Below are 15694 nucleotides of genomic sequence, written 5' to 3' on the forward strand. Positions count from 1 at the left end.
TCAATTATTACTATTGATTATTTATTAATGAAAGCCTCTAAAAATCTTACAAATTTGTGTTTCTCAAATTTAAGGATTTTTCTTGTTCTTTTTCTGTAACAGGCTGATATATTGAGACTTATGTCAGCCTTTACAGTTTTTACTTATTTTGAAAGATAGAGGTATCCGTCTTTTTTGTTTTCGTGAATTACATTATTTCCGTCTAAAGATTTGTAAGTAACAATGTAGAAGTACGTACCTGTAGGCAATCCGTCAGATTGTTTTACAGTAGTTCTGCCTCTTGAAGTTCCGTCGAAAGCATTCGTTGTATTGTTGTAATCAGTAGTTTCAAATACTAATATTCCCCAACGGTTATAGATTTCAACAGTATTACCAGGGTAGCAGGTAAGGTCACCGATGCTATCAATTACGAATACATCGTTTATACCGTCTCCATTAGGAGAGAATGCATTATGTACTACAACATTTCCGCACTCTAATACTTTACAGTCATCATTTACAGTCATGTTTACAGCTACAGTTCTTGGGCAATTTTCATCACTTATTCTGTACTCTAGTAAATAAGTACCAAGAGCAAGTCCAAATGGATTGAAAACATTTCCTTGCACTGTATTGGTATTGTTTGTATCAACCCAAACTCCTGTTCTTGGTGTATCTGCAGGTAGCAGTGCAAGTAAGTCAACCAGTGTTGAGTCGTCTGTACATGATGTGCTTTGAACTCTGGTAATGGCATTTGGTGCTACAATTATGGTAATTTTACCGATTGCACAACTTTCCGGACTTAACTTGTCACAGATTTGATAGGTGTAGTTATAAGTTCCCGCAGGAGTTAAACTTGGCACTCTAACATTTCCTAATGCGTCTACAGTTATATTTGGATCTGTTTTGGTATTGCTGTTTTCAGCTGCTACAAGCAATGTAAAGTTGACTAGTTCTAGAGTTACCGGAACGTTGCCTTTAACGTCATTGCTTAAAACATTTCCAACCAATCCAAATCTTCCGCATCCAATATTATCATAAGTGTCATCTCCGGCAATAAGAGGATCAGATACAATTACGGTAACAATTGCAGTGTCACAGTTTCCAGCGTCGGCATTTTCACAAATTTGGTATGTAAGTGTGTAAGTACCGTTTGGTGTGTTTGGTGCTACAGATACCGTTCCGTCAGGGTTCAGAGTAAGAGCTCCTTTTGGATCTGGTGTAACGGTGGTTAATGTTAAATCACTTGGATTTACCGGATCACCATTTAAGGTATCATTAGTATATACACTTATAACATTTGGTATTCCCGGAAGTCCTGAAACCGGGCCTGCATTATCATCATTGGCTAAAATTTCAAATGTTGGTCGTGCGATACAGAATGGATCAGCTGGTGGGTAATTTACTGTTATTGTTTCACTTGGATTAACAGAAATAGTCACGTTTGCTGTTGGGCGAAGTCCTTCAAATCCATCAGGAGCCTGAATCCATTTATTATCCTGGAATACCCATCCTGGCCAGTCTACACCATTTCCTGCCTGATCTACTACAGCTCCAGGCCATAATACTCTACCGCTTAATGGTAAATCTGTCATTGTGGTTACCACATTGTTGTTACTGTCTGCCCAGGCAATTGTTACGCCATTTATTGGAGTAAAGTTTGTCGGAGTTACCACATAATCAAGGTAAGGAACGTCGTTAACACAAATTGATGTTGCAGTAACAGTCATTGTTGGAGCTTCGATTGTGATGGTTACAGTTGCTGTATCACAATTTGAAGTTGCATCGGCTTCACAAATTTGATATACCATTGTTAATGTTCCGACAGGAGCATTTGGTAAAATATCTACAGAACCATCAGGGTTTAATTGTAAGAACTCATTTGGAGTTACTGTAGTTATAATTACTTCCGGTGCTGTTATTGGTGCGCCTTCAAGTGTATCATTTGTTAATACATTCAATACATTTGGTGTTGTATGATTCACTCCAGGGAATGGCCCTGCACTGTCATCATTGGCAACAATATCTTTGAAGTCTTTACAATTTACTCCAAAGTCAATATCTAAATGAACCAAATCTTCTGGTGTTACATTTACAATATATCCGTCGGCACTGGTAACTGTACATACCGTATGCATTTGTGTTTTACCCGTTTTAGAGGTAATTTTTCTATCTGTAATTGATGGTAATACTTTAACTAGTCCTGTAGCTCCTATAGCAGCTGCAGCAGCATCAAAGTTGGCATCTTTAACCAATTTTACTTTGTATTCGCCATAAGGATTTGCACTTTCTGGTCTGTTTCTCCAGAATCCCTGAATTCCAATAATTACTTCAGCATGATATCCGTTTGGACCATCAACAAAAACATTAGGGCTAAGTGCATTTCCGAATCCACCGGCATTTAATTCACCTGCGTTTTGCGGACCTGTGTAACTTCCGTCACCATTAAGGTCAAGCCATTCCCATTGACTGTAATTAATAGCGCCTTCGCTGTCCGGAATATTTTTAGTTACAACACCATCATTATTGGCATCATACCATTCATCCTGAATTCCGTTACTATTAGTGTCATACCAAACATAATCTCCTAAAACCGGTAGGTCTGATTTTCCATATAAGAAATCGTGTACCTGGAATTTACATTCTTCAAGTGTGGTAAAGAATAAACTTGAGTCTACAGGATATAATTGATAGGCACTGTTTAAGTTGGCATCCTGAACCTGAACTAAGTAATCTCCTGCAACCATTCCAGAGAAGCTGTAAGCTCCATCTGCACCAGTTATACGAATTAATATTGGACCAGGTGTTGTACCTTGTGGTATTAATGTAACCGGAACATTTGCAATTGGAGTATTAGTATCTACATTAATGATATGTCCGGATATTTTAACTTTATAATTTGGTTGCGTTATAGTTACTGTTGCAGTTGCAGTACATGTTTGACCGTCACCGTTTACAGATGATGTGGCAGTAAGTGTATAAGTTCCTGCTGGTAAATTGGTGTTTCCGACAACTTCATTATTAGCATTTGTGATTACAACTGTAGAACCAGGACTGCTTGTTACTAAGATTGAACCGTCTGTTCCGTCAAGACAAGATACGTTTGTTGGAACTCCAGACACAGAAACTTTGTTATCTACAGTAAAGGTTTGTACAAGTTCTGTTTTGTTACCTGCGCAATCTGTTAATGTATAAGTTCTGGTTAAGATGTACGCATTTCCGTCGCAACCGCTTGCTCCGTTATCAGAGTCGCTTACAGTAACTTTTACTGTTCCGTTGCAATTATCGGCTTCATCTGTTATGTCTGCCGGATTTGCTGGTGGAATATCAGCTATGCTTTGTAGATTTGCTACATCAGCCGGAGCAGTTCCAGTTGGCGGAGTTGTATCTCTAACGATAATAACCTGAGTATGTGTAGTAGTGTTTCCTGCACAATCGCTGGTTGTCCATTTACGAGTTAAAGTATATTCTGTTCCGCATTCGTTTTTAACATCACTTTTTACTTCAGAAAATACAATTGGTAAATCTTCACTGCAATTATCAGAAACCTGAAGTGTAGCAGCTGCCGGAACAGCGTCGCAAGAAACTGTAATGTCAGATGGAAGATCTCCGGTAAATATTGGAGCAATAGTGTCCTCAATAGTTATAACCTGAGTAAAAGAGGAAGTGGTATTTCCGCAATCGTCTTTTGCAATCCAACTGTTGGTGTAAGTTCCTTCATTTGCACAATTTTGTGATGGTACAAATGGACCTTCTGTTTTAGTATAAGTAACTACGGTACAATTTGCACTTGCAGTTGGTGCCTGATTTTGAGCGGCATTTAAACCTACAGTATCATTACATTGTAATGTAACATTAAGAGTGCCAGGAATAGTAACCCATTTTGGAGCTGCACTATCCTGAATTGTAATTACTTGTGTGAATACAGTTGAAGTGTTGTTACAAACATCTTTAGCAACCCATGTATTAGTATAAGTTCCTGTGCTTCCGCAAGCTCCTCTTTGTAATAGACCAGCTGTTTTGGTATAAGTTACAGTTCCTCCGCAATTATCAGTTGCAACAGGAGTTTGAGATTGTGCAGTATCTAATCCCTCTGTATCACTACATTGTAGCGTTACATTAAGAGCACCGGCAACTGTTGTCCATTTTGGAGCAGTAGTGTCCTGAATTGTAATTACCTGAGTAAAAGTAGTAGAAGTATTGTTACAACGATCTGTAGCTACCCATGTATTAGTGTATGTTCCCGCATTTGCACAATTGGCATTTACTACGAATGTTCCACTAGATTTAGTATAAGATACATTTCCTCCGCATTCATCAGTTGCAACCGGAGCATTTCCTTGTGCAGTGTTTAATGCGTTGGTGTCGCTGCATTCTAAAGTTACATTTAATGCATTTGCACTAGTTGTCCATTTAGGCCCAGTTTTATCCTCAATTGTAATAACCTGAGTAAAAGTAGTAGAAGAGTTGTTACAACGATCTTTGGCTACCCATGTATTAGTGTATGTTCCTGCATTTGCGCAATTTGCACTTGCCTGGAATGTTCCGCCAGATTTAGTATAAGTAACATTTCCACCACATTCATCAGTTGCAACCGGAGAATTTCCTTGTGCTGCAGTTAATCCGGCAGAATCGGTACATTCTAAAGTTACATTAAGTGCACCGGCAGCTGTTGTCCATTTAGGTCCAGTTTTATCTTCAATAGTGATTACCTGAGTAAAAGTAGTAGAAGTATTATTACAACGATCTGTAGCTACCCATGTATTAGTGTATGTTCCCGCATTTGCACAGTTAGCGTTTACTACGAATGTTCCGCTAGATTTAGTATAAGATACATTTCCACCACATTCATCAGTTGCAACCGGAGCATCTCCTTGTGCAGCAGTTAATCCGGCAGAATCAGTACATTCTAAAGTTACATTTAATGCATTTGCACTAGTTGTCCATTTAGGGCCAGTTTTATCTTCAATTGTAATTACTTGAGTAAAAGTAGTAGAAGTATTGTTGCAACGATCTGTAGCTACCCATGTATTAGTGTACGTTCCAGCATTTGCGCAGTTAGCATTTACTACGAATGTTCCGCTAGATTTAGTATAAGATACATTTCCTCCGCAACCATCGGTTGCTACTGGAGCACTTCCTTGTGCAGCAGTTAATCCGGCAGAATTGGTACATTCTAAAGTTACATTAAGCGCACCTGCAGCTGTTGTCCAATTAGGCCCGGTTTTGTCTTCAATTGTAATTACCTGAGTAAAAGTAGAAGAAGTATTGCTACAACGATCTGTAGCTACCCATGTATTAGTGTAAGTTCCAGCATTTGCACAGTTAGCGTTTACTACGAATGCTCCACTAGATTTAGTATAAGATACATTTCCTCCACAGCCATCGGTTGCTACTGGCGCACTTCCTTGTGCAGCAGTTAATCCGGCAGAATTGGTACATTCTAAAGTTACATTAAGCGCACCTGCGGCAGTTGTCCAGTTAGGCCCTGTTTTGTCTTCAATTGTAATAACCTGAGTAAAAGTAGTAGAAGTGTTGTTGCAACGATCTGTAGCTACCCATGTATTAGTGTATGTTCCTGCATTTGCGCAATTGGCATTTACTACGAATGTTCCACTAGATTTAGTATAAGATACATTTCCTCCACAGCCATCGGTTGCTACTGGAGTACTACCTTGTGCTGCAGTTAGTCCTGCAGAATCGGTGCACTCTAAAGTTACATTAAGATCACCGGCAACTGTTGTCCATGTAGGACCTGTTTTGTCCTGAATAGTAATTATCTGAGTGAAAGTTGCTGAAGAGTTATTACAAACATCTGTTGCAATCCAGGTATTGGTATATGTTCCCGCGCTTGCACAATTGGCATTAACCTGAAACGTACCACTGGATTTAGTATAAGCTACTGTTCCTCCGCAATTATCAGTTCCTACCGGAGCATTTGCCTGAGCGGTCGCTAAACCAGCAGAATCGGTACATTCTAAAGTTACGTTAAGAGCAGTTGCACCTGTTGTCCAGGTTGGAGCAGTTTTGTCCTGAACTGTTATCGTTTGTGTTTTTGTTATAGTGCCACAGCTTGTTACCACTTTAAAAGTTCGGGTTACAACTATTGGACAGGTTCCAGTTGCAACATCGCTGTAAGATAGTGTGTAACTACCTATGTTGGCGCTATTGGAAATTGAACCTCCGGCAGTAGTTAACTGCGCCAGTGTAATAGTTGTATCTGTAGTTTTAAAAGCCAAGCCTGTAATAGCTGCAGTGCTGCATCCTTCAATGGTCGCATCCTGCGGAGCTACAAGGGCAGCAGCCGGACTTATGGTGACATTTACAGGAGCAGAGGTTAATTCGCAATTAGTAGTACCGTTTTTAACTTTTACTTTATAAGCGCCAGATACAGTAACTACCAATGTTGAATTTGTTTCACCATTTATCACAACATTATCTTTGTACCAAACATAAGTTGGTGAAGTAGCATTTGTATTTGCTGTTAATGTTGTAGTACCGCAAGCATTAAGTACCCCTGTAACTGTTGGAGCACATGGTACAAAATAACTTGGAGAAGTTATTGCTGTTGATGCATCACTACAAGATGAGTTTTTGTAGTTTAAAGTTGAGGTACTTACTGTTTGAGTTCCACAAGCACTTCCGGTTGGAGTTAATTGATACGTTAGCGTTATTTTCTCAGCATTTAAGAAGTCAGTATTCCAGGTTATCACCTGACCGGCTGCTGAAGCTGTTCCTTTGGTAGTAGTAATTCCGCTAATAGTAAAGCCGGCAATAACCGTTTCTTTTTCAATCAGACTTTGAGCCACCCAGGATAATTGAGTCGCAATCTGGTTATAAATAGCAGTTAAATTGGCACCGCTGTTTGTAATAGAAGCTTCACTTCCCTGAATTTTATCCAGCGTATATTTAGCCACATTTCTGTCACTTCCTTCTGTATTAATATTTCCGGAGATACCTCCAAATAAACCAACTGCAAAAACCTGATTGTTGAATACGACACTATTTTTAGTAGTTACTTTAGCGTCTGTTGCTGCATTAATGGCGTCTGTAACGCATTGAGAATTTTTAGCAACATCACAGTCTGTGTTTCCGTTGTTACCGGTTACATTTGTAACCCCATCAGTTAGAAGAATAATACTTCTACCGGTGCTACAGTCAAATCTGCCATTGGCTTCCAGTTCCGTTTCTGCTCTTTTAATACCCGCATAAATATTAGTTGAGTTTGTTGGTTGCAAAGCGTTTATTTGCGCTTTTACTGCATTTACGCCATTAAGATCCAGAAAGGTAAGTCCTATTTTTAGTGAAGCAGTAGTACTGTAAGCCACAATCGCAATTCTGTTTTGCGGATTGGCTTTAGCCTGATCAACAAAAGCGAGAGCAGCTTCTTTGGCATAATCCATTGATGTTTTCATATCACCAGTAATGGTAAACCCCATACTACCAGAGACGTCAATTGACAATATTATATCTGAATTTCGTACAGAAGGATTTGCACCGGTTATATCCAGTTTTACGTCTATAACCCCACAATTAGTCGCATTTGCTGTAATTGTTTTATTCGTAGTAACACTCGGAGCCTGACCTAAAACGAAAGATGTCGAAAATAAAAAGAATACAGCAAAGTATACTTTTTTTATGTCTCGTAAATTATTGCTGAAAGAGAGTAATAGTTTTTCCATTTTAAATTATTTTAAGGGAATACTTAATCTGTTGTTAATCATTAGCCGGGTTAATGACGAAAGTGTGTAAAAGACTGTCAACAGAATAGTTGGTACAGCTTTTTGAGGTTGCAGTAATTTGATTACAAGACCATTTTTCTACAGGAGCACTTGCAGGAATCGTAATATGAATGTAGAAATTCACAGATTCACCTGCATTTAAAGTAATCTCGCTGATAGTACTTTTGGTTGAATCGATAAAATCGGTACCAACGACAATATTTCCCGAAGTGCTGCTTCCGTCTGTATTACTGCAAGTACTGTTAACATTCTTTGCAGATAAAACGTAAGTGTCGGTCGATGAGCCATTATTGGTCAGGATCATAGAGTAGTAAGTTCCGTCTGGTGGAGTATTCCTAATGTTTCCATTATTCTCTACAACCAAAGTAGCCTTACAGGAACCAGATTGAGCAAATGAAACAGTTGTAAGCAAACAAAACAGTATGGTGAAAATGTTTTTTTGAAAGATGTTTTTTCTAAAGGAAAAAATGTACTTACAATTGTTTACAAATTTTACTGCTTTTTCAAGAGTAGATTTAGTTTTCATAACTTAAGATTTAGTTTTGTAGTATTTATGAAATTTTAACAGAATCAAAATTATATTAGAGTTTTCCTAATTGATTTTTTTTCTCTGTAACTAACCTAAAAACTCGTTTAACTACTCTTTTTTTGCTAAATATTGCCTCAAAAAAAACTTTTTTTGACCGATTTTTGCAAAATTGAAGAAGCATTTTTCTTCCTTTTTTGATCAAATTCGCAGTTTTTAATCGGGTGTAAATGATTAATAATCAAGTATTTGGTTAAAATTTTGCAAATTTGCAAAATATCGACAAACTGACAGATTTAATAGATGAAGTACACAATTTATAAAAAGTGGGTTTTGGACTTTTTGAGATTGTTAAATTTTTGAGGATTCTATATTCTTGTTAAAATTTTCATATAATGTTAACAGAATTAAAAAAATGAGGAGTATTAAAAATTCTTTTGTAAATTAGAACTTAGAAAATATTTTCAGCAAGTGTACTTATTTTTAAATCATCTCTTTTTATGAAAAACTTAATTTTAATACGACACGCAAAATCAAGTTGGGAAGCTCCTTTAAAAGATTTTGACAGACCTTTAATGAAAAGAGGTATTCTGGATGCACATGAAGTATCTTCACATATTTCGAAATATCTTCCTAAAACCTATATAATATGGAGTAGCTCTGCAGCAAGAGCTTCAGAAACTGCACTTATTTTTGCCCAAAATATTTCATACCCCATTGAAAGCATCATTTACAAAGATGATCTTTATACGTTTGATGAAAAACAACTCGAAAAAGTTATTAAATCGTGTGATAATAGTTTCGAAAGCGTTATTCTTTTTGGACATAACGAGGCTATTACAAATTTTGTTAATAAATTTGGGGATGTTTTTATAGAAAACGTCCCGACTTCAGGTTTTGTATCGCTTCAATTTGATTCGGAGAGCTGGGACACATTAAATAAAGGCAAAACACATAAAACAATTTTCCCCAAAGATTTAAAATAAATAAAGTGTACGAACAGAAATATATCGATAGAGAAAAAAGTTGGTTAGCGTTTAATGCAAGAGTGCTTCAGGAAGCAGCAGACAACACAGTTCCACTTTTAGACAGACTGCGTTTTGTTGGAATTTTTTCAAACAATTTAGATGAGTTTTTCAGAGTTCGATATGCCGCCATTCGAAGATTAAGTCTCTCGGGTATTTCTGGCGAAAAATATTTAGGAGGTATTTCTGCCCATCAGTTAATTAAGGATATTACCGAAATCGTAATTCAGCAACAATCTGAAAGTTTACGTATTTTAGGAAATATTGAAGCCGAACTGGAAGGCGAGAATATCTTCATTATAAACGAAAATCAAATTACAAAAAGTCAGGAAGCTTTTCTTAAAGACTTCTATATGCAGAAGTTAAGCCCTGAATTAGTGACGATTATTTTGAATGATCTGGCGGTTTTTCCCGTTTTAAAAGATACTTTAGGATATTTGGCAGTTCGTTTGGAACTCGCAAATGATGAGGTTCGTTATGCATTAATCGAGATTCCTAAAACCATCAATAGATTTGTTGTACTTCCATCAGAAGATGACAAACAGTATGTTATTTTAATTGATGATGTAATTCGTTATAAACTAAAAAACATCTTCAATATTTTTGATTTTAAAAGTGTTTCGGCGCATATGATCAAAATTACAAGAGATGCGCAATTAGATATTGATAGCGATTTAAGTAAAAGTATGCTGGAGAAAATATCTTCATCTGTAAAAGACCGAAGAATTGGAGAACCTGTTCGTTTTATTTACGATAATTTAATTGAAGAAGATACATTGCAGTTCTTTTTGGATAAAATGAAAATTGTTGATTCAGACAGTATAATTCCCGGAGGAAGATATCACAACCGACGTGATTATATGAGTTTCCCAAATTTAGGACGTTACGATTTACTTTATAAACCAAACGAACCTTTACCAGTTCCGGGTTTAAGTATGGACGGAAGTATTCTGGAAAAAATCAGTAAAAAAGATTATTTATTACACGCACCATATCAGTCCTTTGCTTATTTAACTAAGTTTTTACGTGAAGCCGCTCTGGATCCAAAAGTAACCAGCATCAAAATTACATTGTATCGTCTGGCAAAGAACTCTCAGATTATCAGTTCATTGATTAATGCGGCTAAAAATGGTAAAAGAGTAGTAGTACAGATCGAACTTCAGGCGCGTTTTGATGAAGCTTCAAATATTTCGTATGCAGAGCAAATGCAGACAGAAGGAATTGAGTTAATCTTTGGAATTAAAGGTCTTAAAGTGCACAGTAAAATATGTGTTATCGAGAGACTTGAAGAAGGTAAGAATCGCCGTTACGGATTTGTTTCAACAGGAAATTTCAACGAAGCCACAGCAAAAATTTATACAGACGTTACACTTTTTACCTGCAATCAGGGAATCTTAAAAGATGTATCTAAAATATTTGAATTTTTTGATATCAATTACAGAGTTCACAGATACAAACATTTAATTGTATCGCCTCATTATACAAGAACTAAATTTATCAAACTCATTGATCGTGAAATTCTTCATGCATTGGCAGGAAGAAAAACGCATATCAAACTTAAAATGAATAGTTTGTCTGATTTTAAAATGATCGATAAATTATACGAAGCAAGTAATGCCGGTGTAAAAATTCAGCTTCAGGTAAGAGGAATTTGTTCTTTAATTCCCGGAATACCAGGAATGAGTGAAAACATCGAAGCAATTAGTATTGTAGATAATTATCTGGAACACTCAAGAGTTTATATTTTTGGAAATGCAGGTTTAACCGAAGTTTACATTTCATCTGCCGATTTTATGACCAGAAATCTTGATGGAAGAGTAGAAGTAACCTGCCCGATATACGACCATGAAATTAAAAAAGAATTGATAGACAATTTTAATATTGCATGGAAAGGGAATGTTAAAGTGAGATACCATTCTTATAAATTAGATAATAAATATAAGCCTCGAAATCATCATGCCCCATTTAGAGCGCAATTTGAAACCTACAAATATTATCAAAATAAGATTGAGATAATGGAACAGGTTCCGCAAAAAGTAAAAAATTAAAAACCAATTTCAAATCATAAGTGAGCATGATTAATATAAGGAAGTTTGCAGCAATAGATATCGGTTCAAATGCCATGAGGCTTCTGATATCCAATGTTGTAGAACAGGATGGAAAAGAACCGCAGTTTAATAAAAGTTCGCTTGTGCGTGTGCCAATTCGTTTGGGACAAGACGCCTTTACAGTAGGCGAAATTTCAGCAGAAAATACAGATCGAATGATAGATGCAATGAAAGCATTTAATCTTTTGATGAAAGTACATAAAGTAGAGCGTTACATGGCATTTGCAACTTCGGCAATGCGTGAAGCGTATAATGCAAAAGAAGTAGTGGCTTTGATTAAGAAAAAAGCCGACATTAAAATCGAGATCATCGATGGGAAAAAAGAAGCCGCTATTATTGCGTCTACAGATTTACATCATTTATTAAAAACAGACGAAACCTATCTTTTTGTTGATGTTGGTGGCGGAAGTACAGAATTTACACTGTTTTCTGATGGAAAAATGATTAATTCAAGATCTTTTAAAGCCGGAACCGTTCGTTTGCTTAATAATATGGTTTGCGATGTTGTTTGGGATGAAATCGAAAAATGGATTAAAACCAACACAGCAGATTATGATGAGGTTACTCTGATTGGTTCTGGAGGAAACATCAATAAGTTATTTAAGATGTCCGGAAAACAACAGGAAAAACCACTTTCATATATTTATATCAATTCGCAATATGCGTTCTTAAACTCATTGAGTTACGAGCAAAGAATTGCCGAATTAGGATTAAACTCTGACCGTGCTGACGTTATTATTCACGCTACACGTATTTATCTGAATGCGATGAAGTGGAGTGGAGCACGCCAGATTTATGTTCCAAAAATCGGACTTTCTGATGGTATTGTAAAAGCAATGTACTACGGTAAAATTTAAATTTTCAGCCGCAAATTTTATGAATTGTGAAATTTGTGGCTAACTTTTTTGAATGAATATATAATTAAAACAAATAATAAATGAATAAAACCAGACTCGAAGCCTTTAGTGATGGTGTTTTAGCAATCATTATTACCATCATGATTTTAGAAATTAAAGTGCCCGAGGGACATGAGTTTGGCGATTTAAAACCGCTTATTCCTAAGTTTTTGAGTTATGTTTTAAGTTTTATTTATGTTGGAATTTACTGGAACAATCATCATTATTTAATTCATAGTCTAACTAAAATCAACGGAAAAATACTTTGGGCAAATCTGCATTTGCTATTTTGGTTGTCTTTAATTCCCGTTGCTACAGGTTGGATGGGTGAGCATATTTTCGCAAAAGCCTCTATGGCTTTATATGGATTTGTATTGCTTTTATGTTCAATCACTTATTTTATTCTGCAAAGAACAATTATTGTTAGCGAAGGTAAAAACTCAGTCATTTCTAAAGCAATTGGTAAGGATGTTAAAGGAAATGCTTCTTCTGTTTTGTATATAGTAGGAATAGTGTTTTCGTTTTATAATGTTTGGATTTCGGGTGCAGCTTATTTTACCGTAGCAATGTTATGGCTTATTCCTGATAAAAGAATCGAACGCGTTTTTGCCTCAAAAGAATAATCCTTCCTAAAATGAAATCTGTATTTCAGTCTATTCAAATCATACCTCAAAACGAATTAGATCAGTTAGATGATTTAATTACAACCCGTACACTCAAAAAAGGCGAACTTTTACTAAAAGAAAATCAGATTAGTAAAGAGATCTACTTTATTAAAAAAGGAATTCTTCGTTCCTGTTTTTTCAATCATCAGGGAGATGAAATCACAAATTGTTTTGCTTTCGAAAACGAATTTATGGCTTCATTCTCAAGTTTTATAACCCAGAATGTTGCCGAAGAAAACATTCAGGCTCTGGCCGATACAGAATTAGAAGTTTTAAGCCGTGGAAATTTGCTAAAACTTTATGAATTGGGACCACACTGGCAGGAAATCGGTCGTAAATTAACTGAAATGGAATATGTAACACTTCAGAAACGCATGATTTCATTTCAGAAATTATCAGGAACACAGCGTTACGAAGAACTTTATAAAAACCATCAAAAGTATTTGCAGTTAATTCCGTTGCAATATTTAGCTTCCTATTTAGGCGTGACGCCAAGACATTTAAGCCGGATTCGTAAAGCGATTTTATAGGACATTTGTCCAGTTATCTAAAGCTATTACCTCATTATTTTTGCTGAAAACAATATATAATAATGAGAAAAAATATTTTAGTAATCGGAGGAACCGGATTAGTTGGCAAAGTTATATTGCGTATTCTTGAAGCAAGAAATCCTGATTTTAATCTTTTTATAGGAAGTCGCCAATCGGGAAAAACTACTAACAGTTTAGTAATTGATGTAACCAATCCAAGAACTTTTGATACTATTACAACCAACAAAATTGACCTGATTGTATTATGTACAAAAGATAGTAATAACGAAATTTTAGAGTTTGCAATAAAAAACAAACTTGATTATATAGATATTACAAAACCAACCCCGGAGTTAACTGTTGCATATGATTTTGCTAAAACAAAAATGCCAAAAGCAGAAAGCCGTATTGTTTTTAGCTCCGGCTGGATGGGCGGTATTGTTGGTAGTTTGGTCGATTTTGCTGAACCGGAAAAAAATAAAATTCAGGAAACCAATATTTATATCTATTATTCTGTAAAAGATCAGGCTGGGAAAAGTTCAGCCAATTTTTTAGCCGAAAATGTATGTAAGCCATTCATTGTTTATAAAAACAACAGGCCACAAAAAGTCAAACATTTTTTGAATTCAGAAAGATTTAATTTTTCATTTGAAATCGGATATCGTCAGGTATATAATTTAGATGTTCCGGATTTGTTTATTTTAAATCAAATCGAAAAAATACCAACCGTCTCTGTAAAGGTGACATACAATTCTAAATTTATAACCTGTTTAATGGGTTATTTTCAATCGCTTAAGATTTTTAATATCATGTTTTTAAGAGAAAGACAATTGTTGTTTGGCTCCAGTGGAAACGGTGACCAGACTGCATTTGAGGTGGTAATTAAAACTCAGGATAAAACCAAGCGAATTAGTCTTCAAAGTTTAAAAGGTCAGGCCGAATTAACTGCATTTTCTACTGTTTTGCATATTGAAAGAATGCTGGAGGGAATTTTGTATGACGGAATTTATTTTAGTCATCAAATACATTCTCCGGAAGAAATTTACGAGGCATTAAATAGTTACAGCACAATCAATCTTAAAATAAGCAAATAGTACTATGAAAAAAATACTGATTATAAACGGACATCCAAACCCCGCAAGTTTTAATTTTGGAATTGCAGCATCGTATAAAAATGGTGCAATTGCATCTGGAGCACAAGTGGAAACCATTACTATAGCCGATTTAAAGTTTAATCCGAATTTACAATATGGATATCAAAAACGAACGGAATTAGAACAAGATTTACTAGACTCCTGGCAAAAAATAAAAAATGCCGATCACTTGGTATGGATTCATCCGGTTTGGTGGGGCGGACTTCCTGCCATTACAAAAGGATTTATTGATCGTTTATTTTTACCCGGTATGGCTTTTCAATACAGAGAAAATTCGGTTTGGTGGGATAAATTACTCAAAGGAAAAACCGCACATATTATTACTACTTTAGATCAGCCGGGTTGGTATTACAGATTGTTTTTTGGGAGACCAAGCGTAAATCAATTAAAAAAGTCAACTTTGGAATTCTGCGGTGTAAAACCAGTAAAAGTTAGTTATATAGGGGTTATAAAAACGGCCGATGAAAACCAAAGGAAAAAATGGCTCGATAAGGTGTATGATTTTGGCTTTCGAAATAAATAAGGTCATTTATTTAGTATTCCAGTTTGAGGAACGAGTTTAGTAATTCTGTGAATTAAAAAAAGGGATGAAAAGTGTGTAAATAAATTTTGCTAGAATTGTTGAAATTCGAGCAAAAAAACAATTAAGCTTGTAAATCGAGTCCAAATGTTGCGCGTAAAAGCTCAATGTTTGGATTGATTTCAAGTAAACGATTATATCTGTCCTGATCGTTTAAACTTCTTTTTGTTTCAATTGTTTCATTTACAATGATTTCAATAGTAATATCGTGATTATGTAAATGTCCTTTTAAGTGCCCTAAAAGTCCATTAAGCTGACTTTCAAAATCTAACTTCGAACCTTCATTTGGAAGTTCTAAAGTGATTTTTGTTCCATCTAGAGTCGGGTCGTTAATTAAAAGTAAAGACTCCATGATTCTTAATCCTTTTTGTCCTAAACGTTCAGCATATTTGTTCCATTGAAGACGCATATCAGTTTCATTAAATTCTTCAGTAGGCAATTCAGAAGTAGGTTTAACGTAAGTTTTACCGCGTTCTTCCAATTCCTTTT

General features: G+C 35.7%; 10 protein-coding genes. 7 read left to right on the forward strand and 3 right to left on the reverse strand.

Annotated features, from left to right (window positions below):
* Positions 1 to 143 precede the first annotated feature (143 nt).
* Positions 144 to 7661: an HYR-like domain-containing protein gene (locus tag KHA98_RS12905; protein ID WP_213258338.1), complete on the reverse strand. Its 7518-nt coding sequence runs from the start codon at positions 7659 to 7661 to the stop codon at positions 144 to 146.
* Positions 7662 to 7695: 34 nt separating this feature from the next.
* Positions 7696 to 8247, reverse strand: a complete 552-nt coding sequence (locus tag KHA98_RS12910; RefSeq protein ID WP_213258339.1) for a hypothetical protein — start codon at positions 8245 to 8247, stop codon at positions 7696 to 7698.
* Positions 8248 to 8747: 500 nt separating this feature from the next.
* Here KHA98_RS12910 and KHA98_RS12915 point away from each other — a divergent pair, with 500 nt between their 5' ends.
* The 7 genes from KHA98_RS12915 to KHA98_RS12945 all read left to right on the forward strand — a co-directional run bounded on the left by KHA98_RS12915 (position 8748) and on the right by KHA98_RS12945 (position 15148).
* A complete protein-coding gene (locus tag KHA98_RS12915) occupies positions 8748 to 9233 on the forward strand; it encodes a SixA phosphatase family protein (RefSeq protein WP_213258340.1) in 486 nt (161 codons plus the stop codon).
* Positions 9234 to 9238: 5 nt separating this feature from the next.
* Entirely contained in the window at positions 9239 to 11320 is a 2082-nt protein-coding gene (gene ppk1 / locus KHA98_RS12920; protein WP_213258341.1) for a polyphosphate kinase 1, read from the forward strand.
* Between the two features lie 26 nt (positions 11321 to 11346).
* Positions 11347 to 12237 carry a Ppx/GppA phosphatase family protein gene (locus tag KHA98_RS12925; protein ID WP_213258342.1) on the forward strand — a complete coding sequence of 297 codons (891 nt, stop codon included), beginning with the start codon at positions 11347 to 11349 and terminating at the stop codon, positions 12235 to 12237.
* Between the two features lie 80 nt (positions 12238 to 12317).
* Positions 12318 to 12899, forward strand: coding sequence for a TMEM175 family protein (locus KHA98_RS12930; protein ID WP_213258343.1), 582 nt, complete (start codon positions 12318 to 12320; stop codon positions 12897 to 12899).
* 11 nt (positions 12900 to 12910) lie between these two features.
* Positions 12911 to 13471: a Crp/Fnr family transcriptional regulator gene (locus KHA98_RS12935; protein WP_213258344.1), complete on the forward strand. Its 561-nt coding sequence runs from the start codon at positions 12911 to 12913 to the stop codon at positions 13469 to 13471.
* Between the two features lie 62 nt (positions 13472 to 13533).
* On the forward strand, positions 13534 to 14565 hold the full coding sequence (locus tag KHA98_RS12940; RefSeq protein WP_213258345.1) for a saccharopine dehydrogenase family protein: 1032 nt from the start codon (positions 13534 to 13536) through the stop codon (positions 14563 to 14565).
* Between the two features lie 4 nt (positions 14566 to 14569).
* Entirely contained in the window at positions 14570 to 15148 is a 579-nt protein-coding gene (locus tag KHA98_RS12945) for an NAD(P)H-dependent oxidoreductase (RefSeq protein WP_213258346.1), read from the forward strand.
* Positions 15149 to 15269: 121 nt separating this feature from the next.
* Here the strand turns inward: KHA98_RS12945 and KHA98_RS12950 are convergent, their stop codons facing one another.
* Positions 15270 to 15686 (reverse strand): DNA polymerase III subunit gamma/tau, encoded by a 417-nt coding sequence (locus tag KHA98_RS12950; RefSeq protein WP_213258347.1) that lies wholly within the window; start codon positions 15684 to 15686, stop codon positions 15270 to 15272.
* Positions 15687 to 15694: the final 8 nt, after the last annotated feature.

This window comes from Flavobacterium branchiicola (genome assembly GCF_018383905.1).
GTDB lineage: Bacteria > Bacteroidota > Bacteroidia > Flavobacteriales > Flavobacteriaceae > Flavobacterium > Flavobacterium branchiicola.